Annotated in this window: 22 protein-coding genes; 10 read left to right on the forward strand and 12 right to left on the reverse strand. The window is 58.0% G+C overall.

The genetic code is table 11. The features are described 5' to 3' along the window. The first annotated feature begins 45 nt into the window (after nucleotides 1-45). The 3 genes from ACVBEG_RS12335 to ACVBEG_RS12345 all read left to right on the forward strand — a co-directional run bounded on the left by ACVBEG_RS12335 (nucleotide 46) and on the right by ACVBEG_RS12345 (nucleotide 2,950). Nucleotides 46-1,506: an NAD-dependent succinate-semialdehyde dehydrogenase gene (locus tag ACVBEG_RS12335; protein ID WP_447107771.1), complete on the forward strand. Its 1,461-nt coding sequence runs from the start codon at nucleotides 46-48 to the stop codon at nucleotides 1,504-1,506. Between the two features lie 125 nt (nucleotides 1,507-1,631). Then, a complete protein-coding gene (locus tag ACVBEG_RS12340) occupies nucleotides 1,632-2,384 on the forward strand; it encodes a GntR family transcriptional regulator (RefSeq protein WP_322178994.1) in 753 nt (250 codons plus the stop codon). Between the two features lie 2 nt (nucleotides 2,385-2,386). Next, nucleotides 2,387-2,950 carry an NUDIX hydrolase gene (locus ACVBEG_RS12345; RefSeq protein ID WP_322178993.1) on the forward strand — a complete coding sequence of 188 codons (564 nt, stop codon included), beginning with the start codon at nucleotides 2,387-2,389 and terminating at the stop codon, nucleotides 2,948-2,950. A 16-nt stretch (nucleotides 2,951-2,966) separates the two neighbouring features. Here ACVBEG_RS12345 and ACVBEG_RS12350 read toward each other — a convergent pair whose 3' ends face one another. Beyond that, complete coding sequence (locus ACVBEG_RS12350; protein WP_322178992.1) at nucleotides 2,967-3,260, reverse strand: DUF1330 domain-containing protein; 294 nt, start codon at nucleotides 3,258-3,260, stop codon at nucleotides 2,967-2,969. 86 nt (nucleotides 3,261-3,346) lie between these two features. Between ACVBEG_RS12350 and ribBA the strand changes: the two genes are divergently transcribed. The 7 genes from ribBA (at nucleotide 3,347) to ACVBEG_RS12385 (ending at nucleotide 10,445) form a co-directional block, all read left to right on the forward strand. Further along, complete coding sequence (ribBA, locus tag ACVBEG_RS12355; RefSeq protein WP_322178991.1) at nucleotides 3,347-4,456, forward strand: bifunctional 3,4-dihydroxy-2-butanone-4-phosphate synthase/GTP cyclohydrolase II; 1,110 nt, start codon at nucleotides 3,347-3,349, stop codon at nucleotides 4,454-4,456. A gap of 272 nt (nucleotides 4,457-4,728) precedes the next feature. After that, nucleotides 4,729-5,754, forward strand: coding sequence for an ABC transporter substrate-binding protein (locus ACVBEG_RS12360; protein ID WP_447107772.1), 1,026 nt, complete (start codon nucleotides 4,729-4,731; stop codon nucleotides 5,752-5,754). Continuing rightward, on the forward strand, nucleotides 5,751-6,695 hold the full coding sequence (locus ACVBEG_RS12365) for an ABC transporter permease (protein ID WP_322183131.1): 945 nt from the start codon (nucleotides 5,751-5,753) through the stop codon (nucleotides 6,693-6,695). The genes ACVBEG_RS12360 and ACVBEG_RS12365 overlap by 4 nt, the downstream gene beginning before the upstream one ends. A gap of 6 nt (nucleotides 6,696-6,701) precedes the next feature. Further along, a complete protein-coding gene (locus tag ACVBEG_RS12370; protein WP_322178989.1) occupies nucleotides 6,702-7,511 on the forward strand; it encodes an ABC transporter permease in 810 nt (269 codons plus the stop codon). Between the two features lie 17 nt (nucleotides 7,512-7,528). Continuing rightward, nucleotides 7,529-8,683, forward strand: a complete 1,155-nt coding sequence (locus ACVBEG_RS12375) for an ABC transporter ATP-binding protein (protein ID WP_322178988.1) — start codon at nucleotides 7,529-7,531, stop codon at nucleotides 8,681-8,683. Nucleotides 8,684-8,855: 172 nt separating this feature from the next. After that, a complete protein-coding gene (locus ACVBEG_RS12380) occupies nucleotides 8,856-9,341 on the forward strand; it encodes a flavin reductase family protein (protein WP_322178987.1) in 486 nt (161 codons plus the stop codon). Between the two features lie 60 nt (nucleotides 9,342-9,401). Further along, nucleotides 9,402-10,445, forward strand: a complete 1,044-nt coding sequence (locus ACVBEG_RS12385; protein ID WP_322178986.1) for an LLM class flavin-dependent oxidoreductase — start codon at nucleotides 9,402-9,404, stop codon at nucleotides 10,443-10,445. A 65-nt stretch (nucleotides 10,446-10,510) separates the two neighbouring features. Here the strand turns inward: ACVBEG_RS12385 and ACVBEG_RS12390 are convergent, their stop codons facing one another. The 11 genes from ACVBEG_RS12390 to ACVBEG_RS12440 form a co-directional block, all read right to left on the reverse strand. Next, a complete protein-coding gene (locus ACVBEG_RS12390) occupies nucleotides 10,511-11,464 on the reverse strand; it encodes a sensor domain-containing diguanylate cyclase (protein ID WP_322178985.1) in 954 nt (317 codons plus the stop codon). A 3-nt stretch (nucleotides 11,465-11,467) separates the two neighbouring features. Then, nucleotides 11,468-12,466: a response regulator gene (locus ACVBEG_RS12395; RefSeq protein ID WP_447107773.1), complete on the reverse strand. Its 999-nt coding sequence runs from the start codon at nucleotides 12,464-12,466 to the stop codon at nucleotides 11,468-11,470. A 195-nt stretch (nucleotides 12,467-12,661) separates the two neighbouring features. Beyond that, entirely contained in the window at nucleotides 12,662-14,392 is a 1,731-nt protein-coding gene (locus ACVBEG_RS12400) for a PAS domain-containing hybrid sensor histidine kinase/response regulator (RefSeq protein ID WP_322216614.1), read from the reverse strand. Further along, nucleotides 14,376-15,539, reverse strand: a complete 1,164-nt coding sequence (gene ercA, locus ACVBEG_RS12405; RefSeq protein ID WP_322178982.1) for an alcohol dehydrogenase-like regulatory protein ErcA — start codon at nucleotides 15,537-15,539, stop codon at nucleotides 14,376-14,378. Before ercA ends, ACVBEG_RS12400 begins: the two co-directional genes overlap by 17 nt. 175 nt (nucleotides 15,540-15,714) lie before the next feature. Continuing rightward, on the reverse strand, nucleotides 15,715-16,041 hold the full coding sequence (gene pqqD / locus ACVBEG_RS12410; protein WP_407074671.1) for a pyrroloquinoline quinone biosynthesis peptide chaperone PqqD: 327 nt from the start codon (nucleotides 16,039-16,041) through the stop codon (nucleotides 15,715-15,717). A gap of 112 nt (nucleotides 16,042-16,153) precedes the next feature. Then, the gene (gene pqqA / locus ACVBEG_RS12415) at nucleotides 16,154-16,225 is read right to left on the reverse strand and encodes a pyrroloquinoline quinone precursor peptide PqqA (protein WP_010209364.1); all 72 of its coding nucleotides are present in this window, start codon (nucleotides 16,223-16,225) and stop codon (nucleotides 16,154-16,156) included. A gap of 229 nt (nucleotides 16,226-16,454) precedes the next feature. After that, nucleotides 16,455-17,975, reverse strand: coding sequence for an acetaldehyde dehydrogenase ExaC (exaC, locus tag ACVBEG_RS12420; RefSeq protein WP_322178981.1), 1,521 nt, complete (start codon nucleotides 17,973-17,975; stop codon nucleotides 16,455-16,457). A 210-nt stretch (nucleotides 17,976-18,185) separates the two neighbouring features. Continuing rightward, a complete protein-coding gene (locus ACVBEG_RS12425; protein ID WP_322178980.1) occupies nucleotides 18,186-19,961 on the reverse strand; it encodes a PQQ-dependent methanol/ethanol family dehydrogenase in 1,776 nt (591 codons plus the stop codon). 132 nt (nucleotides 19,962-20,093) lie between these two features. Next, nucleotides 20,094-21,032, reverse strand: coding sequence for a quinoprotein relay system zinc metallohydrolase 1 (locus ACVBEG_RS12430; protein ID WP_447107774.1), 939 nt, complete (start codon nucleotides 21,030-21,032; stop codon nucleotides 20,094-20,096). A 29-nt stretch (nucleotides 21,033-21,061) separates the two neighbouring features. Continuing rightward, a complete protein-coding gene (locus ACVBEG_RS12435) occupies nucleotides 21,062-21,847 on the reverse strand; it encodes a quinoprotein dehydrogenase-associated SoxYZ-like carrier (protein WP_322178978.1) in 786 nt (261 codons plus the stop codon). Nucleotides 21,848-21,887: 40 nt separating this feature from the next. Continuing rightward, nucleotides 21,888-22,763 carry a substrate-binding periplasmic protein gene (locus ACVBEG_RS12440; protein WP_323565713.1) on the reverse strand — a complete coding sequence of 292 codons (876 nt, stop codon included), beginning with the start codon at nucleotides 22,761-22,763 and terminating at the stop codon, nucleotides 21,888-21,890. Between the last annotated feature and the right edge of the window lie 2 nt (nucleotides 22,764-22,765).

Here is a 22,765-nt window from a genome sequence, read left to right on the forward strand (position 1 = left end):
GCCACCCTATTCGGTCGCGGCCCCTTTTTATTTCCGGGAGCCGGCATGACCCCAGCAGCCTCGCAACTGTTTCGCCAGCAGGCCTTTATCAATGGCCAATGGTGTGACGCCCAAAACGGTACTCGCCACGCCATCTACAACCCGGCCACGGGTGAAGTCATCGGTCACGTGCCGAACCTCGGTGCAGAACAAGCCCGAGAAGCCATCGCCGCAGCCCATGCCGCCTGGCCGGCCTGGCGCGCACGCACGGCCAAAGACCGCAGCACGGTGCTCAAGCGCTGGCACGCGTTGATGCTGGAAAACGCCGACGCCCTGGCCGAGATCCTTACTCTGGAGCAAGGCAAGCCACTGGCCGAAGCCAGGGGTGAGGTCCTCTATGCCGCCAGTTTCATCGAGTGGTTCGCCGAAGAAGCCAAACGCATCTATGGCGACACCATTCCCAGCCACAAGGGCGATGCGCGGATCGTCGTCAGCAAGGAGCCAATTGGCGTCGTCGCGGCGATCACTCCGTGGAATTTCCCGGCGGCGATGATCACCCGCAAAGCCGGTCCGGCACTGGCTGCCGGTTGCCCGTGCATCGTCAAACCGGCCCCGGAAACACCGTTCTCGGCATTGGCCATGGCCGTGCTGGCGGAACAGGCGGAACAGGCGGGCATTCCCGCAGGGATTTTCAACGTAATTACGGGCGATGCTATTGCCATCGGCGCCGAGCTGACCAGCAGTCCCGAGGTGCGCAAACTGTCCTTCACCGGCTCCACGACCATTGGCAAGTTACTGATGGCCCAATGTGCCTCGACGTTGAAAAAGGTCTCTCTGGAACTCGGCGGTAATGCCCCCTTCATTGTGTTCGACGATGCCGACCTGGAGCGCGCGATCGAAGGCGCCTTAATCGCCAAATTTCGAAACGCCGGACAAACCTGCGTCTGCGTCAACCGCTTCCTCGTGCAGAGCGGCATCCATGATGCTTTCGTCGCCCGGCTTGAGGAGCGTGTCCGCGAACTGAAGGTCGGCGACGGTTTCGACGAGGGCGTCAGCCAAGGCCCATTGATCAACGATCGGGCAGTGGCCAAGGTCGAGGACCATGTGCAGGATGCCCTGGCTAAAGGCGCTCGCCTGGTCTGCGGCGGCGAACGGCATGCGCTGGGCCATGGTTTCTTCCAGCCAACGGTGCTCGCGGAGGTGACACACGAGATGAAAGTCGCCCGCGAGGAGACCTTCGGTCCGTTGGCCGCCGTATTCCGCTTTGACAGCGAAAGCGAGGCCTTGCGCCTGGCCAACGACACTGAGTTTGGTCTCGCAGCCTATTGCTACACCCGCGATCTGGGCCGTTCATGGCGCATGAGCGAAGGCCTGGAGTACGGCATGGTCGGGATCAACGAGGGGCTGATTTCCACAGAAGTCGCGCCCTTCGGTGGAATCAAGTCCTCGGGCCTCGGCCGCGAAGGGTCGAAATACGGCATTGAAGATTACCTGGAACTCAAATACACCTTGATGGGGGGGCTTTGAGGGCTTGTCGCTTAAAGAACCCGACATGATAAACTCCGCCATTGTTTTGAATAATGACTGGAGCGCCGCAGATCCTCGATCAAGGTGCTCCTTTTGCATGGACAGCCCCACTCAGAGCGGCCCCAATGAAACGCCTGCCACTTGACGACAGCTTCAAAGTCAATCGCAACCCCATTACCCTGCGCGAAATCGTGCTGGATAAACTGCGAAGCGCCATCATGAACTTCCAGCTTTTGCCGGGAGACCGTCTGGTCGAGCGAGATCTTTGCGAGCGTCTGGGCGTCAGCCGTACGTCGGTTCGTGAAGCCCTGCGCCATCTGGAATCCGAAGGGTTGGTTGAATTCGCCGACGCCAAGGGTCCGAGTGTCGCGATCATCACCCTGGAAGACGCCTGCGATATCTATGAGCTGCGCTGCGTGCTCGAAGGCCTGATCGTCCAGTTATTCACCCTCAGAGCTAAAGCCAAGGACATTCGCGCCCTGGAGAAAGCTCTCGAGGAGAACCGCAAGGCGCTCAAAGACGGCGAACTGCAGCAAGTACTCGACTCGGTGCAAGGCTTCTACGACGTTCTGCTGGAAGGCTCGGGCAATCACGTCGCGGCGACCCAGTTGCGCCAGTTGCAGGCCCGCATCAGCTACCTGCGGGCCACCTCCGTGTCCCAGGAAAACCGTCGCGGCGTCAGCAATCTGGAAATGGAACGCATGGTCGAGGCGATCAAGAGTGGCGATCCGTTGGCCGCGCATCAGGCCTCGGTCGACCATGTGCGGGCAGCCGCCAAAGTGGCGCTGGACTATCTTAAGTTAAAGCAGAACGAAACCGGCAAGGTGCGTGAAATCGTCTCGCCCATCGCCCTCAAAGAACCGCGCATAGGTCGCTGAACATGCCCAGCCCGCGCTTTTGCCCGCAATGCGGTAGCAGTGATCTCGGTCATCAGCTCCCGCCTGGCGACACCCATGAGCGCTTGATGTGCAGCGGCTGCGGTTACATTCATTACATCAACCCGAAGATCATTGCCGGCTGCATCATCGAGCAGGACGGCAAGTACCTGCTGTGCCAACGTGCGATCCCGCCACGTCCCGGCACCTGGACCCTCCCCGCAGGCTTTATGGAAAGTGGCGAAACCACCGAGCAAGGAGCCCTGCGCGAGGTTTGGGAAGAAACGGGCGTGCGTGCAGAAATCATCTCGCCCTACTCTATCTTCAGCGTGCCGCAGATCAGCGAGGTCTACATTATCTTCCGCGCCATCGCCGTGGAGAACACGGGGCAATATGGCCCGGAAACCCTCGACTGCCGCTTTTTCGCACCCGAAGACATTCCCTGGGACAGCATCTACTACCCGGCCATCCGGCAGATCCTCGAACGCTACATAGAAGAACGCCAAGCCGGGGTCTACGGTATCTATATCGGCAATGACGACAGCGGAAAAATCCATTTCATCCGCTGAACCCTCCGGCTAGCGCTCAAGACTCATACCCCTCGACGATAATCACCTCCGCCTTGGCCGCACCTTGGCGGTACTCGCACGCCTGCTGATACTGCTCCGAGTGGTAACACGCCAGCGCCTGCTCGTAGGATTCGAACTCGATCACCACGCTGCGTTGCGGCGTCGCCCTGCCCTCCATCGCTTCGGAACGCCCGCCACGGGCCAGCAGTTTGCCGCCAAAAAGCGCGAACGCTGCTGGCGCACGCTGGGTGTATTGCGCGTATTGATCCAAGTCGGTGACATCGACGTGAGCGATCCAGTAAGCCTTCATGGCGACCTCGTTATTTCGGTTTAATTTGTATTATGGTATACCAGAAAAACAAACCCTCTACCATTCGCCATACAGAGAGCCCAAGCATGGCCTTCAATAGCATCGAAGAAATCATCGAAGATTACCGCCAAGGCAAAATGGTCCTGTTGGTCGACGATGAGGATAGAGAAAACGAAGGTGACCTGCTGCTCGCCGCCGACCGCTGCACGGCTCAGGCGATCAGCTTCATGGCCCGGGAAGCACGCGGCCTGATCTGCCTTACGCTGACCGACGAACATTGCCAGCGCCTGGGCCTGGAACAGATGGTGCCGAGCAATGGCAGTGCGTTCAGCACGGCGTTCACGGTCTCCATCGAAGCCGCCAGCGGTGTCACCACCGGGATCTCCGCTGCTGACCGCGCACGCACTGTCGAAGCCGCTGTCGCAGCCAACGCCCGAGCAGAAGACCTGGTGCAGCCGGGGCATATCTTTCCATTACGGGCCAAGGAAGGCGGCGTGCTGACCCGTGCTGGGCACACCGAGGCTGGCTGTGACCTCGCGCGCCTGGCGGGTTTTACCCCGGCGTCGGTGATCGTTGAGGTGATGAACGATGACGGCACCATGGCCCGCCGTCCCGACCTCGAAGTGTTCGCGGCCAGACACGGTATCAAGATCGGCACCATCGCCGACCTGATCCATTACCGGCTTAGCACCGAACGCACTGTAACCCGCATCGGCGAGCGCGAACTCCCTACCGTTCACGGTACTTTTCGGCTTATCACCTACGAAGACCGGATCGAAGGTGGCGTCCATATGGCCATGGTCATGGGCAATATTCGTCGCGAAGCCCCGACCCTGGTGCGCGTGCATGTGATCGACCCACTGCGCGATCTGGTGGGTGCCGAATACACTGGACCGTCGAACTGGACGCTGTGGGCAGCGTTGCAAAAAGTAGCCGAAGAAGGCTGCGGCGTGGTGGTGGTACTCGCCAACCATGAATCTTCGCAGGCGCTGCTTGAGCGGATTCCGCAACTGACCCAGCCACCACGGCAATACACCCGCTCGCAATCGCGCATCTATTCAGAAGTCGGTACGGGGGCACAGATTCTGCAAGACATCGGCGTGGGAAAACTACGCCACCTCGGGCCGCCACTGAAATATGCAGGGTTGACGGGGTACAACTTGGAGGTGGTGGAAAGCATTCCGTTTACGGGCTGATGGCGTCAAACACGCTCAGGCAGGTGACGAACCAAACAGAACAAAAAAACAAGACAAAGACAGACAATCGGTGAGGCGAAACCCTTGCAGAAAGTTTGGAATACCATAATATGATATTCCATAGACCGGATAGTTTTCCAGGTGCGCCTGAAAGGGACAGCACACAACAACAGCGCCTGGCACGGTCAATGTTCAAGGCTCCAATGGACCTACTGCTCCCGATAGGCGGGCGTCAACAGCCCGCTCAAAACACAACAAATGAGGGCGTGAAAATGGTGTTGAATAAACGTGCAGCTGCGGTACTCGCGGCAAGCTTACTGGCAGTAACTTGTAACGCGGCCATCGCCGCCGACAGCATGAGTTTCGTCAGCTGGGGCGGCTCCACCCAGGACGCGCAAAAGCAGGCCTGGGCCGATCCCTTCAGCAAAGCCAGTGGGGTCAAGGTGGTTCAGGACGGCCCAACCGACTACGGCAAACTCAAGGCGATGGTCGAAAGTGGCAACGTGCAATGGGACGTGGTCGATGTAGAGGCTGATTTTGCCCTGCGCGCAGCGGCTGAAGGTCTGCTTGAACCGTTGGACTTCAAGGTTATCCAGCGCGACAAGATCGACCCGCGCTTCGTCTCCGATTATGGCGTTGGTTCGTTCTTCTTTTCCTTCGTCCTCGGCTACAACGAAGGCAAGCTGGGCGGCAAAGCCCCACAGGACTGGACAGCACTATTCGACACCAAGACCTACCCCGGCAAACGCGCCCTGTACAAATGGCCGAGCCCTGGCGTGCTTGAACTGGCGCTGCTGGCCGACGGTGTGCCCGCTGACAAGCTCTATCCGCTGGACCTGGATCGCGCGTTCAAGAAACTCGACACTATCAAGAAAGACATCATCTGGTGGGGCGGCGGCGCGCAATCCCAACAACTGCTGGCCTCCGGTGAAGCCAGCCTCGGTCAATTCTGGAATGGCCGTATCCATGCACTGCAAGAAGATGGCGCACCGGTCGGTGTGAGCTGGAAACAGAACCTGGTCATGGCCGACTTCCTGGTCATCCCTAAAGGATCAAAGAACAAGGATGCGGCCATGCGATTCCTGGCCAACTCCAGCTCTGCCAAAGGCCAAGCCGACTTCTCTAACCTGACCGCCTATGCACCGGTCAACACCGACAGCGTGCAACGTCTGGACTCAGTACTGGCACCTAACCTGCCGACTGCCTACGCTAAGGATCAGATCACTCTCGACTTCGCGTACTGGGCCAAGAATGGTCAGACCATCGCGACACGGTGGAACGAATGGCTTCTCAAATGAAAATGACGGCCACCGCGCTCCGTCAATCCAACCCGGTCGGGAGCGCCTCTGGCGCTGCCGTCCCGGCTCCAGACAAGGCTGCGGTCATGAAGCATTCCACTCCACTGATGCAGCGTTGGCGCGGTGCCAGCAACCTGATCCCGGCGCTGTTGTTCCTCGGCTTGTTTTTCTTCGCGCCGCTGGTCAGCCTGTTACTGCGCGGCGTGCTTGAGCCCACGCCGGGGCTGGGAAACTATGCCGAGTTGTTCGCCAATTCCGCATACGCCCGTGTGCTGTTCAACACCTTCGCCGTGGCGGGTCTGGTAACGGTATTCAGTCTACTGCTGGGCTTTCCCCTGGCATGGGCGATCACCCTGGTCCCTCGTGGCTGGGGGCGCTGGATACTCAATATCGTCTTGCTGTCGATGTGGACCAGTCTGTTGGCGCGGACCTATTCCTGGCTCGTGCTGCTCCAGGCTTCCGGGGTAATCAATAAGGCCTTGATGGCCATGGGCATTATCGATCAACCCCTGGAAATGGTGCACAACTTGACCGGGGTGGTGATTGGCATGAGCTACATCATGATCCCGTTCATCGTTCTGCCGCTGCAGGCCACCATGCAAGCGATTGACCCCATGGTCCTCCAGGCCGGTTCCATTTGTGGCGCCAGCCCATGGAGCAATTTTTTCCGGGTGTTCCTGCCATTGTGCCGTCCGGGGTTGTTCTCCGGCGGCTTGATGGTGTTCGTCATGTCTCTGGGCTACTACGTCACCCCGGCCCTGCTGGGTGGCGCGCAGAACATGATGCTGCCGGAATTTATCATCCAGCAGGTGCAGTCCTTCCTCAACTGGGGTCTGGCCAGTGCAGGTGCAGCATTGCTGATCCTGATCACTCTGGTGCTGTTCTACTTCTACCTGAAGCTGCAACCGGAATCCCCGGTCGGCTCCAGCAACTCGAGGTAAACCATCATGTTATTGACCGCCAATGCGATGAGCCGGCGCATGCGTCTGGGCCTTTACCTCACAACCGGAGCTATTGCGCTGTTTCTGCTGCTGCCCATCGTGTTCATCGTGCTGCTGTCGTTCGGTTCATCTCAGTGGCTGGTGTTCCCGCCACCAGGGTGGACGTTGAAGTGGTACAGCCAGTTTTTCTCCAATGCCGACTGGATGGACGCCGCCTTCGCCAGCCTCAAGGTCGCGGTCCTGACCACGATCTTTGCTGTAGCTCTGGGCTTGCCGACCGCCTTTGCCCTGGTGCGCGGGCGCTTCCGGGGCCGGGAAATGCTCTACGGCCTGTTCACCCTGCCAATGATCGTGCCGCTAGTGATCATCGCCGTGGCCGTGTACGCGTTGTTCCTCAAACTGGGTTACACCGGGACGATGTTTGCGTTTGTGGTCAGCCATGTGATCGTCGCGTTGCCGTTCACCATTATCTCGATCATCAACTCACTGAAACTGTTCGACCAGTCCATCGAAGACGCCGCTGTGATCTGTGGGGCTTCGCGCCTGCAGGCGGTGTTCCGGGTGACATTCCCGGCGATTCGCCCCGGCATGGTGGCGGGCGCCCTGTTCGCCTTCCTGGTGTCGTGGGACGAGGTGGTGCTGAGCGTGATGATGGCCAGCCCGACCCTGCAAACCTTGCCGGTAAAAATGTGGACCACCCTGCGTCAGGACCTGACACCTGTGATCGCCGTCGCCTCGACGCTGCTGATCGCGCTGTCGGTGCTGGTCATGGTGATCGCCGCCGCTGTGCGCCGGCGCAACGAAGTCAGCGCCTGAGCGCCTAGGAGTACGACATGAGTGCTGTGATCAAAGACCCTGCGCAGCAGGCCAACAAGACCCTGGTCAGCTTGCGCAACCTGAACAAGCACTACGGCGACTTTGCCGCCGTAGACAACATCTCGCTGGATATCCAGGACGGTGAATTCCTAACCTTCCTCGGCTCCAGCGGCTCCGGCAAAAGTACCACCCTGTCGATGCTGGCCGGTTTCGAGACACCCAGTTCCGGGGAGATCCTGGTCAATGGTCAGTCTCTGGTCAACGTACCGCCGCACAAGCGCGATATTGGCATGGTGTTCCAGCGCTACTCATTGTTCCCGCACCTGTCGGTACGCGACAACATCGGTTTCCCGCTGGTCATCCGCAAACTCGCCAGCGCCGAGCGCGAACGCCGGGTCGACGCCATGCTCAAGCTGGTTCAGCTCGAGCAGTTCGCCCATCGCCGCCCTTCACAACTGTCAGGTGGCCAGCAGCAACGCGTGGCGATTGCCCGGGCCCTAGTCTACGAACCGCGCATCCTGTTGATGGACGAACCCCTCGGCGCGCTGGATAAAAAGCTGCGGGAGGATTTGCAGGATGAACTGCGTCAGTTGCATCGTCGGCTGGGCATCACCATCGTTTACGTAACCCACGATCAAGAGGAAGCCATGCGCCTGTCGCAACGCATAGCGATCTTCAGCCATGGCAAGATCGTTGGTCTGGGCAGCGGTTATGACCTGTACCAGAACCCGCCAAATGCGTTCGTTGCGTCATTCCTCGGCAACTCGAACTTCCTCAAGCTCAAGGCTCAGGGCAATGCCGTGGGCGTCTTTGAAGGCCAACCCTTGTCGATCCGCCTGACCTCCGGGCTCCAGACCGAGCAGGACCTGCTGCTGATGGTACGTCCGGAAAAAGCCCAGGCCCTGAGCGTAGAACAGGCCCGGAACGAGCCTCTCGCAGCAGGCTGGAACGAAGTGGCTGCCAAGGTGACTGAAGTCCTGTTCCTCGGAGAGAGTCAGACCTGCAGCGTTGTCACCGCAGGCGGCACCGTAATGACCGTCAAGGCGCTGTCGGCCTCTGGAATGCCGCTCCACGATGGGGACCCGGTGCGCGTGCGCTGGGCCGCCGCCGATGCATGTATCTATACCCAATGGACCGAAAGCGACCTGAACAAGGCGGCTGGCGCACACTGATCCACTCCCCACCAAGCCGACGCTTCTACCCAGGCGTCGGCTTTTTTATGCCTGAAATATCGTCTTCGTCGCACGGGAAAAATACCACTTGCAAAGAAGGTATTACGGTATACCATCAGACACACAATCCATACAATTAGGCCTGGTGCCACCGTCACCTGAGGAAAATCCAATGATCGATGCAAATGTCTACAAATTAGTCATGGGTTCCTTCCCCTCCGGGGTGACGGTGATAACCACGCTGGATGACAATGGCGAAATCGTCGGTTTGACGGCCAGCGCCTTCAGTTCGCTGTCGATGGAGCCGGCCTTGGTGCTGTTCTGCCCCAACTACAGTTCAGACTCTTACCCGGTACTGATCAAGAACAAACGCTTCGCTATCCACTTTCTCTCCGGCGAACAGCAAACTGAAGCCTTTGCCTTTGCCCGCAAAGGCAAAGACAAGGCGCAAGGTATCGAGTGGACGCTCAGCGAGCTGGGTAATCCGCTGCTGAACAATGCCACCGCGATCATTGAGTGTGAACTGTGGCGTGAGTACGAAGGCGGCGATCACGCCATCATGGTCGGTGCGGTGAAAAACCTTATCGTCCCTCAGCAACAGACCAGCCCGTTGGTGTACTGCCGCGGCAAGATGGGCGCACTGCCAGCCTTTGCTTGATCCGAAACCGTCGCACGCCTGCACCTGACAGGCCCACTAAAAAGACTTGAGGAATGTGTCATGAAATTTTCTTTGTTCGTGCATATGGAGCGCTGGAATGAGGAAGTCAGCCATCGCCAATTGTTCGAAGACCTGACCGAATTGACCCTGATGGCCGAGGCCGGTGGCTTCCGTACGGTCTGGATCGGCGAACATCACGCCATGGAATACACCATCTCCCCGAGTCCGATGCCGCTGCTGGCTTACCTCGCAGCCCGTACGACCACCATCCACTTGGGCGCCGGTACGATCATCGCGCCGTTCTGGCATCCGTTACGCGTCGCGGGTGAATGCGCCCTGCTTGACGTGATCAGCAATGGACGGATGGAAGTCGGACTGGCTCGTGGCGCTTATCAGATCGAGTTCGACCGTATGGCCGGTGGCATGCCCGCTGCTTCAGGGGGTAATCACCTGCGTGAAATGGTCCCGGTGGTGCGCAAGCTGTGGGAAGGCGACTATGCCCATGACGGTGATATCTGGAAATTCCCCACCTCCACCAGCGTGCCAAAGCCAATCCAGAAACCGCATCCTCCCATGTGGATTGCCGCCCGCGATCCTGACTCACATAACTTCGCAGTGAAAAACGGCTGCAACGTCATGGTCACGCCGCTGATGAAAGGCGACGAAGAAGTGCTCGACTTGAAGAACAAGTTCGAAACCGCGCTGGCCAATAATCCAGAGGTTCCGCGCCCTCAACTGATGGTACTGCGCCACACCCACGTCCACAGTGTCGACGACCCCGAAGGCTGGAAAGTCGGCGCCAAGGCCATCTCGCGTTTCTACCGCACGTTCGACGCCTGGTTCGGCAACAAGCAAGTGCCCGTCAATGGCTTCCTTGCGCCGAGCCCGGAAGAGAAATTTGCGGATCGCCCGGAGTTCGAACTTGAAAACATCCACAAGAACACCATGATTGGCACCCCGGAAGAGGTCATTGCCCGGATCAAGTACTACCAGGAACTGGGCGTTGATGAGTTCAGCTTCTGGTGTGACAACAGCTTGCCCCACGCCGAGAAAAAGAAATCGCTGGAACTGTTCATCAAGCAGGTCATGCCGGCGTTCGAATAAGCTGGCAGTTCTGTGCACCGTCGTACCTGTAGGGGGCCGACTGTGCACGATCAGCGACTCAGCCCTTACTCATGCACCGACACCAGGTTACGGCCATTGGTCTTGGAAACGTACAGCGCCTGGTCGGCCGATTCGATCAGGTGTTTGTAGTCGGACGTAGGCTGGCTCATGTCTGCAACGCCAAGGCTGACGGTGCAACGGATTGAATGGCCGTCGTGGATGACCTCTTGTGCTTCGATCGCCTTGCGCAAACGTTCGGCAAACACCGCGCCCCCTGCTTTATTGGTGTCGGGCAACAAGACTGCGAACTCTTCACCGCCATAACGACCTGCAATATCAACATCGCGGATGTGCTGACGTACGGTTTCGGCAACGAGCTGAATCACCTTGTCGCCCGCTTGGTGGCCGTAGGTGTCATTGACACGTTTGAAGTGATCGATATCGAACATGACCAACGTTGTGGCCGTGTCGTACCGAAGATAGCGGGCGTATTCGAGTTTAAGGGCCTCCTCCCAGTGTCCACGATTGTACAAGCCGGTCAGTCGGTCGGTGTTGGACAGCGTCTGCAACTGACTATTGGCCGCTTGCAACTGATGTGAGTGGGTGGCCACGTCTGTCACGTCATAGATCACCAGGCAAATGTGACCAATCTCGTTGTTGATCGAGCGCAGCGGAAACAGAGTGGTGTTCTGGTACATGAAGTCCTCCTGGCCGGTGATCGGCTGGTAGTTCTTGAAATGCACCAGATATGGTCGTTGCTCCCAGATGGTGAACGCAGGCGTACCGAGGGTGATCACGTTATCGACCTTTTTGCGAAACCAGGCCTCATTGATTTCGGGAAACAGGGTGAAAAACGATTGGCCGCTGGCCTCGTTCGGCACAACGCCGGAACGGTTCTCCATAAAAGTATTCCAGACCTGGACCCGGAAATCCCGGTCGAAGACTACGACACCCACGTCGATGCACTGCACGATGGTTAGCAACCAGTGAAGCTCTTTGATATCGATGTGATCGTTCATGGCTCAGCTCATCACGTAGGCGAGTTTTTTTGAAAGCCGCTCTACCGAGTCTTCGGTGAACAACATCAACAAATCGAAATGAATATTGTGGCCCTCAAGGCTGTAGCTGATTTCCACTGCCAGGGTTTTCTTCCAGCGCTGCTTATTAACCCGGATCAACTCTTCGATGCCTCCCTGCTCACCGAGTACTTGCGGGTGGCCCTGGGAAAATACCACGTCAATTTGTTCGGCTATCCCGCTCAAACAGGCTCCAATCAGAATCGTCGACAAGTCCAGGAGCATTTCCATGTCCGAATACTCGACCGAGTCCCGCTGCATCAATTTCGCCATATCAGCAATTTCAGAGCCGTGAAAAATCAGCAACGCTTCGCCGGCGATACCACAGCCGATATACCCCTGACAGACTGCTGTCAACCGGTCACCGTTCTGTGCGTCGGCTAACGCCATGTGTAATTCCCCCACCTCCAGCATGCTCACATTCGGCACCGGCAACTGGACGAACACACCCAGCACTCGGGCCAGCAACGCCCCGGCACGCCCCGTGGCGACGTTGATGGTTTCACGAAACGCATCCTGAAAGCTGGTCTGCGTCTCAGGAACTTCCCGCGCGATGGCGACAGCCGTTTGAGGCTCGCCAAGCAGACCAAGGCTTGCGAGCGTTCTTTTGAGCTCGTCTGGATCGGCAGGCTTTTTCAGGAAGGCCAAGGCGCCCAGTTCGAGCACACGCCGTATCGCTTCCGTCTGCACATCGCCGGAAACCACGATAATCTTCGCTTGCAGGTTTTCCTCCCGGACAGCGGCCAGGACCTGATACCCGTCCATTTCCGGCATCGTCAGATCGAGCAACACCACCTGCCCCAACCCCTGACGAATGGCTTCGAGTCCCTCTTGGCCATTGGCCGCCATGGTGACCGATACGCCCCAGTCGGTGGGTAAAGCCCTCAATAGCTGCTTGCGCGCCATACTGGAGTCGTCGCATATCAGCAAAGGGATCATGGGCATTGTGTTCTTTCTCACTGCAAAAGAGTTTCAGGGTTTAGACCCAAGTACGGATGCTATTTGTTACACAAGAAAACCAATCAGATCGCCGCCGCCAAAATGCCTGAAGCATTCTTAGAGCCAATGGGTATAAAGACCCCCTTATTAACCCGCGCTCCGTGCTTATGCAATCTTTGTGCTTATGCTGTATTCAGGAGCCTAACCCAGCAATTGACTTAACACCGCCCGCAGTTTTCCGGGTTTTACCGGTTTATTCAGCAGCGGTGCCCCCAGCTTTTGCAGTGAACGACGACATTGATCACTGCGGTCAGCGGTGATCATTACGGCAGGAATGATCACCGCGAAATGCTCGCGCAGATGCGTTACCACGTCGCAACCTATCACCCCATGATCCAGGTGGAAGTCCACCAGAATCAACTCCGGAGGTTGCCCTTGCAGTACCTCCAGCGCGCTGTCCTGATCGGTGGCCGTCAGGACCTCACAGCCCCACTGTCCCAACAACGCAGCCATGCTTTCGAGAATGCTCAGTTCGTTGTCCACCACCAACAGGCGGCACCCCGGCAGAGGATTGCCCGCAACAGGATGCTGCTGCACCACGACATTGGCCGGTAGCGGAACGTCGTGCGACAGAGGCACTTCAATGGCGAACATCGAACCCCGTCCCGGTCGTGAGTGCACCAGAACCCGATAACCCAGAATCTTCGCGATGCGTTCGACGATTGCCAGGCCCAGGCCCACCCCCTTGCGGTCGGCTGCACGGCCAACATCCAGTTGATTGAACTCCAGGAAAATCGAATCGAGGCGGTCTTCGGCAATGCCACGCCCGGTGTCCCAGACTTCAAGGCGCAAATAATCGCCCCGCCGCCGTGCGCCCAGCAAAATGTTGCCCTGCGCGGTATAACGGCAGGCATTGCTGAGAAAATTACGCATAATCCGCGTCAGCAAGCGCAGATCGGTACGTACTGCGAAGTCCCCTATGCGCACGCGCAGGTTCAATCCTGCCGCTTCGGCCACCAACTGGAACTCCGAGGCCAGCGGCGCCAGCAGCTCGTCGAGTCGATACAATTCGATGTCGGGCTTGATCGCGGCCTGATCCAGCCTGGAAATATCCAGCAAATCCGTCAGCAAGTCTTCCGCGCCTTCCAGCGCCTGATGGGTCCGCTCCACCAATACCTGCTCAGCCGTAGGCAATTGCCGCTCGCGCAAGGTCGAGATCAGCAACCGAGCAGCATTAAGTGGCTGCAACAGATCATGGCTGGCGGCCGCGAGGTATTTGTCTTTACTGCGATTGGCAGCCTGAGCGGCGTCACGAGCTTCGCGCAATGCCCGCTCGATTTCCGCCCGCTGGACGATCTGTTGCTGCAAGTTGCGGTTCACGTCCAGCAACTCATTGGTGCGCGCAATCACGCGCTGCTCCAGCTCATCGTTGAGCTGCTGCAGGTGCTGCTGGGCCAACTTGCGTTCAGTGATGTCAGCAACAAAGCCTTCGACCAGGCCATCCTGATCAGGTTTGAGCAGCAGGTTCATCAGCACATCGACATGGCTACCGTCTTTGCGTTGCAACTGGGTTTCATAGCCCAACAGGCTACGCTCGCGCAGCAGTATGTCGCCGATGGTCTCCAACTCCGCTGCACCGCCCGCAAACAAGTTGCCGGCAAGGTCGGCCAGGGAAAACAACACCTCTTGCGGATCGTCGTAGCCCAGCATTCGCGCTAAAGCGGGGTTGGCCGCGCGCAGGCCTTCTTTCAGGCTTGCCTGAAAAATCCCGTGCACCGCATGCTCGAACAGCCATTTATAGCGATTGCGCTCTTTTTCGAGTTCATCCAGACGTACCGCCAGCTCCGGGTAGTGGCTCTTGCGCGTCGAATGATTACCCAGCCCCAGCAACCCCGCGAGGGCGCGCTGCTGGTCCTCAGAGGGCTTCGCCATAGACCACCTCAACATCGCGCTGGCTGGACGCCCGCGGGTTGGTGAGAATGCAGGGATCATCCATCGCGTGCTGCGAAAGAAACGGAATGTCCGCCATGCTGACGCCATGCAGGCCAAGGGTTTCATGGAAGCCGATAGAACGTTTGAGAGCGATCAGATGCTCCACCAGGCGCTGGCAGATCTGCCGGTGATTGAGGCCCCGGCAATCAATGCCAAAGGTCTCGGCAATCACCTTGAAACGATCCGGCGCTGAATTGTAGTTGAACGCCACCACGTGCTCGACCAGCACGGCGTTACACAGGCCATGGGGCAGATCGAGGAAACCGCCCAGGCTGTGCGACATCGCATGCACCGCACCAAGGATCGCATTAGAGAACGCCAGCCCGGCTTGCATGCTGCCGAGCATGATTTTTTCGCGCAATGCAATGTCGCCAGGATTGGCAATCATCTGCACCAGATTGCCATTGATCAGACGCATGGCTTCCAACGCATGAGGATCGGTCAGCGGCCCGTGACCGGTAGAAACGAAGGCTTCAATGGCGTGCACCAACGCATCGATGCCGGTACAGGCCGAGAGGAACGGATCCATGCTCAGTGTTGTTTCCGGATCAATAAGCGAGACGTCCGGCACCACAGCCTTACTGACGATGGAGAACTTCATCCGTTCCTGCTGGTTGGAGATGATCACGAATTGCGAAACGTCAGCGGAGGTCCCTGCGGTGGTCGGGATCAGGATCAGCGGCGGACTTGGCACCCGAATCATGTCCACACCTTCGAACTCGAGGATGCTCCGCCCATGGGCGACAACGATGCCAATGGCCTTGCCGCAGTCCATAGGGCTACCGCCGCCTACAGCAATAATCACATCGCAATGATTCTCACGGTAAAGCTCGGCACCACGCATCACTTCCTCAACCCGCGGGTTAGGAGATACATCGCTGTACAGGCAGTATTCGATGTCCAGCGCTCGCAGGCTGGCCTCAATGTCAGCGACCCAACCCGCAGCGATTACGCCGGGATCGGTCACCACTAACACTTTACGGGCACCGAAGGTTTTGGCGTAGTTGCCCGCATTGTGCCGACTGCCGGCACCGAAAATTATTTCTGGAGAAACGAATTTACGCAATTGGCTGATGCTAGGGCTCATACAAAGCCTGTTTTTGTTGTTATTGGAGATGGGCGCCAGCCTAAACCATCTCTGGGCGAATGCAATCAGACCATTGCTCATGCCTTGAAGATCAGTCGAGAAGCCTTTCATTTGCGAGCACAGACGGGCAGCGGTAGGTCAATCCACCCACAGCCAGAGCAGCGGGCCAGACCGGTTAATGGAACTCAATCCAGTGCTGGGCATAGGCAATTTCTAAAAAGACCAGGATGTCGTCATCGACCCCCGGCGTAGCGGGAAATCCTTCGCACAGCTGCTCGATAATCACGTTCGTGCTTCGCAGCCCATCGACCTTGCGAAGAATGACCCCGGCGCTGTCGCTGAGTTTGACCACGCCGTCAGGGTAAAGCAGAACCCAACAGCGCTGGTGCGGCTCCCATTGCAGACGAAAACCGTGTCTGAGGGCCGGGATGCGCTCACGTTTGCTGGCACTCATCGTGCTGTCGAGCAGGACGCTCGCGCCATTGAGGGGGGACTGTGTCATTGGAGGGCATCCGCCACCGGCGGCAGACCCGAAATTCTGGGTGAGCATACTGAGTGCTCCAGCGAACAAGAAACGCCCCGGCCAACGCAACGATAGGCCGGGACTTGATTGATCAACGGCTGGCGAAATACATGGTCACTTCAAAGCCAATGCGCAGATCGGTAAACGCGGGTTTGGTCCACATAGGTCAATCCTCTTCTTGGGCCGGTCAATTCCGGTAAGTCAATTAATACACGTGAGGGGTATAGGTTCGAATGCTACTTTGGGGGGTGTTTGTGGGGTGCGTTGGTAGGGGGTCATGACGCTGCCAGAGACACCGTCATGGCTTTTCCCAGGCAAACCTGCTGCCACGGATCCTTGCGAATCCCGTGGCAGCAGGCATGCAACTGCGCGTCCCGCTTTGAAGCTTTAGATTAGAAAAAGCCCATCGGATTGATGTCGTAGCTGACCAGCAGGTTCTTCGTCTGCTGGTAGTGATCAAGCATCATCTTGTGGTTTTCACGGCCGACACCGGACTTTTTGTAGCCACCGAACGCGGCGTGCGCCGGGTACAGGTGATAGCAGTTGGTCCAGACGCGACCGGCCTTGATCGCCCGGCCCATGCGGTACGCACGGTTGATGTCGCGGGTCCAGAGACCGGCACCCAGGCCAAACTCGCTGTCGTTGGCAATCGCCAGGGCTTCGGCTTCGTCCTTGAAGGTGGTGATACCGACCACTGGGCCGAAGATCTCCTCCTGGAACACGCGCATTTTATTGTTGCCTTTAAGCAGCGTCGGCTGAATGTAGTAGCCAGTAGACAGATCGCCTTCCAGACGTTCCGCCGCGCCGCCAGTCAACAGCTCAGCACCCTCTTCCTGGGCAATTTTCAGGTACGAAAGGATCTTGTCATATTGCTGCTCGGACGCCTGAGCGCCGACCATGGTCTCGGTGTCCAGTGGGTCGCCGCGTTTGATCTTGACGACTTTCTTCATCACTTCGACCATGAACGCGTCGTAGATCGATTCCTGGACCAGGGCACGCGATGGACAGGTGCAGACTTCGCCCTGGTTGAAAAACGCCAACACCAGGCCTTCAGCGGCCTTCTCGATAAACTGCGGTTCGGCCTGCATGATGTCTTCGAAGAAGATATTCGGCGACTTGCCACCCAGTTCCACGGTGCTCGGAATGATGTTCTCGGCCGCACATTTCATGATGTGCGCGCCTACCGGAGTGGAGCCGGTGAAAGCGATCTTGGCGATACGCTTGCTGGTTGCCAGGGCTTCACCGGCTTCACGGCCAAAGCCTTGAACGATGTTCAAAACGCCCGGCGGTAGCAAGTCGTTGATCAGTTCGGCAAACACCATGATAGACAGCGGCGTTTGCTCAGCAGGTTTGAGCACCACGCAGTTGCCTGCCGCCAACGCCGGCGCCAGTTTCCAGGCGGCCATCAGCAGCGGGAAGTTCCAGGGAATGATTTGCCCGACCACGCCCAGAGGCTCGTGGAAGTGGTAAGCAGTTGTCAGTTCGTTGATTTCTGCAGCGCCGCCTTCCTGAGCCCGGATGCACCCAGCGAAATAACGGAAATGATCAGCAGCCAGCGGGACGTCGGCGTTCAGTGTTTCGCGTACAGCCTTGCCATTGTCCCAGGTTTCGGTAACGGCGAGCATTTCAAGGTTCTGCTCGATACGATCAGCAATTTTCAGCAGCACCAGCGAACGATCCTGAGCCGAGGTCTTGCCCCAGGCATCGGCAGCGGCGTGAGCGGCGTCCAGCGCGCGTTCGACATCAGCGGCGGTGGAACGCGGGAATTCGGCGATGACTTCACCGTTGACAGGCGATGTGTTGGTGAAGTATTCGCCGTTAATCGGTGCCACGAACTCACCGCCAATGTAATTGCCATAGCGCGGTTTGAACGTAACAACAGCGCCTGGGGTTCCGGGTTGTGCGTAGATCATTATTGTGGCCTCTGTACGGGTCGTTGCCTGTCGGTCGAACAAGCGATGATCCGATGGTAGACAGCCGCAGGCGCCAAACGAATGCGCCGTTGGCAGGGGGAGTCTCGTTCTTTGGTCGTAATTAGAGGGTGCTGGAACCCTGCGTAGGCGCGTGATCAGACACACCGCATCACGCGCACTCGCAGAGTAACCAGCTGCCTCTGATTAAAGTCAGTGCTTGGCCACTAACTCCTTCGGCAACTTGAAGGTCCAAAGCATGCCGCCCTGGTTGAAATCCTTGATTCGCTTGGCCACTTCGCCGCCCCACAATGGAACCGCGCCGCCCCAACCGGACAATACGGAGACGTACTGCTCGCCATCCATTTCCCATGTAATTGGAGAGCCCAATACGCCCGAGCCGGTCTGGAATTCCCAGACTTTTTCACCCGTCTTGGCATTGAACGCCTGAAGGAAGCCTTCAGGGTTGCCGGTGAACACCAGATTACCCTTGGTGGCCATTACGCCACCCCACAGCGGCGCGAAGTTCTTATGACGCCAGACCTCTTTACCGGTGACCGGATCGATCGCACGCAGTACGCCGATGTAGTCCTCGTTAAGCGGTTTGATGGTAAAGCCTGCACCGATGTACGCCGCGCCTTTCTTGTAGGTGATGTCTTCGTTCCAGATTTCCATGCCCCACTCGTTGGACGGCACATAGAACAGCTTGGTGTCTTGGCTGTAGGCCATAGGCATCCAGTTTTTAGCACCGAGGAAGGCTGGCGCTACGAATACTGAAGTACCTTTGGTTGCGCCACCTGGCGCGCCGGGACGGCTGGCTTCGTTATAGAGCGGACGGCCGTTTGCGTCCAGGCCGGTTGCCCAGGTGATTTTGTCGACAAACGGGAAGCCACGGATGAACTTGCCGTTGGTACGGTTAAGCACGTAGAAAAAGCCGTTACGGTCAGCGGTGGCCGCGGCCTGAACGGTTTTGCCATTTTCCTGATAGTTGAACGAGACCAGCTCGTTAACACCGTCATAGTCCCAACCATCATGCGGCGTGCTCTGGAAATGCCATTTGATGGTGCCGTCGTCCGGATTGAGCGACAGACGCGAGGAAGAGAACAGGTTGTCGCCAGGGCGCAGGTGCGAGTTCCAAGGCGACGGGTTGCCGGTACCGAAGAACAATTGATTGGTTTCCGGGTCGTAGTAGCCGCCCAGCCAAGGCGCCGCGCCACCGGTTTTCCAAAGATCGCCGGGCCAGGTCTTGCCCGCCTCGCCGCCGGAAATGCCGGTTTCAATGGCCTTGCCGTCTTTGTAGATATAACCCATATGACCTTCCACGGTAGGTCGGGTCCAGAGCAGGTCACCGTTCTTCGGATCGTAAGCCTCGATTTTGCCGACCACGCCGAACTCGCCGCCGGCGACCCCGGTAATCAATTTGCCATTGACCACCAGCGGTGCGGCACTGATTGAATAACCGGCCTTGTGATCGGCGACTTCCTTGCTCCAGACCACCTTGCCGGTGGTCTTGTTCAAGGCCACCAGCTTGGCGTCGAGTGTGCCAAAAAACACCAAGTCGCCATACAGCGCGACACCACGGTTGATCACGTCGCAGCAAGGACGGATGTCATCGGGCAGACGTGCATCGTATTGCCACAGCTTCTTGCCAGTGCGAGCATCTACCGCGAACACCCGCGAGTAGGAGCCGGTCATGTACATCACGCCGTCTTTGATCAGCGGCTGCGCTTCCTGGCCGCGTTGTTTTTCACCACCGAAGGAGAAGGCCCAGACAGGGCGCAAATCCTTGACGTTGTCGCTATTGATGATGTCCAGCGGGCTGTAGCGCTGGCCCTGAACGCCAAGACCGTTGGTAACGACCTGCTCAGGGTTCTTGGGATCGTTGAGAATATCCTGATCGGTCACGGCTGCCAGGGCGCTACCTGACAACAGCATGGCGCTCAAGAGCAGGCTCAGAGCGAAGGGTTGGCGACGTGCGGGTTGGGTCATGACGGCTACCTTTGCGGTTTTTTTGTTTGTTCGGGAGAGCCTCCCGGTCTGTTGCAGATTCTTCGCGGCAGGCGCCTCGACAACAATTGCCCGCAATATGGAGTTTTCTAATCCCTTAGTAGGTAGAGCGGTTTATTGACGGACGTCGAGCCGCTTCATGTCGTGCTTTTCATAACGCGGATACAGGTGGCTGACGCTACGAATCAATTCGTAGCGACTCAGGTTGATACTGGCAAAGCGCTCAGGTATCGGAGTGCGGATCAACTCGGACATGTCTGCGCCAGTGGCAGCACCTTCCGTCATCAGTGTGTCCAGCCAAACAAGGTAGTCTCGCATCTGGACGAAGGGTCGATGGTCCTCGGCCAATGGGCCATGACCGGGCACGATGACCGTCCACGGCAAAGCCTCCAGTTGGTCGATATCTGCCAGCCATACGCCAAGGCCCGGTGTATTGGGCGTGGTCAGGGCCCGCTGATAAAAAATCAGATCCCCGGCAAACAAAACGCCGGTTTTCTCATCGAGAATCGCCAAGTCCGAACCGGTGTGCCCACTCAGGGCCAGCAACCGCAAAGGATGACCACCAATCGTCAGCGTACCGCTCTCCAGGGTCTGGGTCGGCAGCCGCAGCTCGGTGCCGCGCATCCAGTCACCAACCATGCGGTACATGTTTTCAGCCAAGCCATCGCCCTGCTGGCGCATCAACTCGATGGTCCCTGGCAACGCGCCGATGGGCACATCGGCAAACGCCTGATTACCCAGCATATGGTCAGGGTGATGATGGGTCAGCAGCACCTGAATCACCGGTTTGTCGGTGGTGGCGGCAATCGCCTTGCGCAGGGCTTCGCCATAGCGTCGCGACGGCCCCGTGTCGATCACCACCACCCCGCTGTCAGTGACAATGAAGCCTGTATTGACGATATTGCCGCCATTGGCCTTGGTAAAATTATCGGTGCTGCCCTCCAGCAACCAGGTACCTTCGGCAATTTGTCGAGGCTGCAGAGCATAGTCCAGATCGGCCAGTGCCGGCTGACTCAGGCTCAGGCACAGGCATAACAAGATCAACACACGCATGGCGCTCTCCGCACGGCAGCCCGCAGCCGTTAATTGACGACCGCATTAAATTCGTTGCCGCTGTTGTCGCGCAGCAACAGCCGGGTTTGCCCGGCACCTTGCACGTCAAACCCCAGGGTCGGGTTTTCACTGACCGCTGGAAACAGCTCAAGTGTCGCCAGGGTCTTGTTGTTGGCGTCACGTAATTCAGCGTGATTGATGTAGAACTCGGGAATGCCACTGACCATTCCGTTATCCATCGGATGGGCAATCTGCAGCCTTAAACGACTGAAATCACTGCGGGGATAGCGTCCTCCCAAGACCTCGCCGATATGCTCTTCCCAGCCTGCCTGGGTACGCACCACACTGGGTGCCGTACACCCGCCTCCGGCAGCGGATATCTCGGTGGAGCCGACGTGCCATACGCCATCGCGGGTCAGCACCGCCGCGCGCAGGGGTGTGGACTGCTCGATGCGAATACGAATCGCCAGCCACGGCAAAATCTGATCCCCCGGCTGGAAGTCAACGATCTGTGGCAGCGGATTGAGTTCGGCCCAAGCCAGGATGCGCACCACTTGGCCTTTGAAGGCCCTGGCATCGATTTCGATAGGCACCTGACGCGAATCCTCAGCGAACGGTGGCGCCCGCAGGATCACCTGCTGGTCGAAAACGTAGGGCGCGCCCTTGAGCATTTTCTGGTGATAGAAATCCCACATCACCGAGGTGACTGGATCCTTGCCCTGCGCCCTCTCCAGCGATGTGTCCGGGTCGGCACCCGCCGCCAGCACCCACATCGGCAGGCAGGCCGCCAGCAAACAGGTCACTCGCCAGTTCATCGCGCATCGCTCCTGATGACTTGTTTTTGTAGAGTCACGCTTATTGATACATCTCCGGAATGTCATAACGCAGACCGTAACTGGCATAGATTTTTTGCACACTGCCGTCACGAATAAGGGCCTCCAGCGCTTCCTCTATGGCATAGGCCATCTGGTGATTGCTCTCGTGCACCGCCATGCCGATTTCCCAGCGTTGCCGGCCCATATTTGGGTAAGCGTTTTCCCCCAGAGCCAGGTTCTTATCATTGGCCTGGTGCACTTGCCAGTCGATTTCCCCGCGCATGCCCATCACCGCATCGACCTCGGCGCCCTTCATGGCGACAAAAGCCTGCTGCACACTTGGGTAGTGATGCGTCTTGGCGCTGAGCATGCCGTTGAACACGGACGTCAGGTAGAACGAAGGGATGCTGTCCACTTCAACACCGATAGGGTGTTCCTGAAACACAGCAACACTGGGCACGGCGTCCATTCGCCGACGGTCATAAGCGACCTGCCAACATTCAGTCTGGTAGGGTCCAAACATCACCACATGACCGTTTGCCAGTTCACCCTGATCGTCGCGCTTGAGCGAGTAGTCCCGGTCATAGGGCACTCGCATCATCAAATCGGCCAGTTGTTGATGACGCAATTCGCTACCGCGCCAAATGGAGTCACGCAAATCGTCGTCAAGCTTTTCCCCCGGTGGCGCCCAGAGCAATTCCAGACGTACACCCAAGGCCTTGGCCAATGCAGCGGCGAGGTCAACATCGACACCGCGTGGCTTTTTATTGTCCTGGAAACTGTAAGGCGCGAAGTCTTCGTAGACCGCCACCTTGAGCACTCCGGATTCGATCATGGTGTCGTAGCTACGAACTTGCGCCTGCACTGCCTGGCAACACAACAGCAAGCCGCTCAACAACAGCGCATAAAAACGCATAG

This window comes from Pseudomonas sp. GG8 (assembly GCF_052976945.1).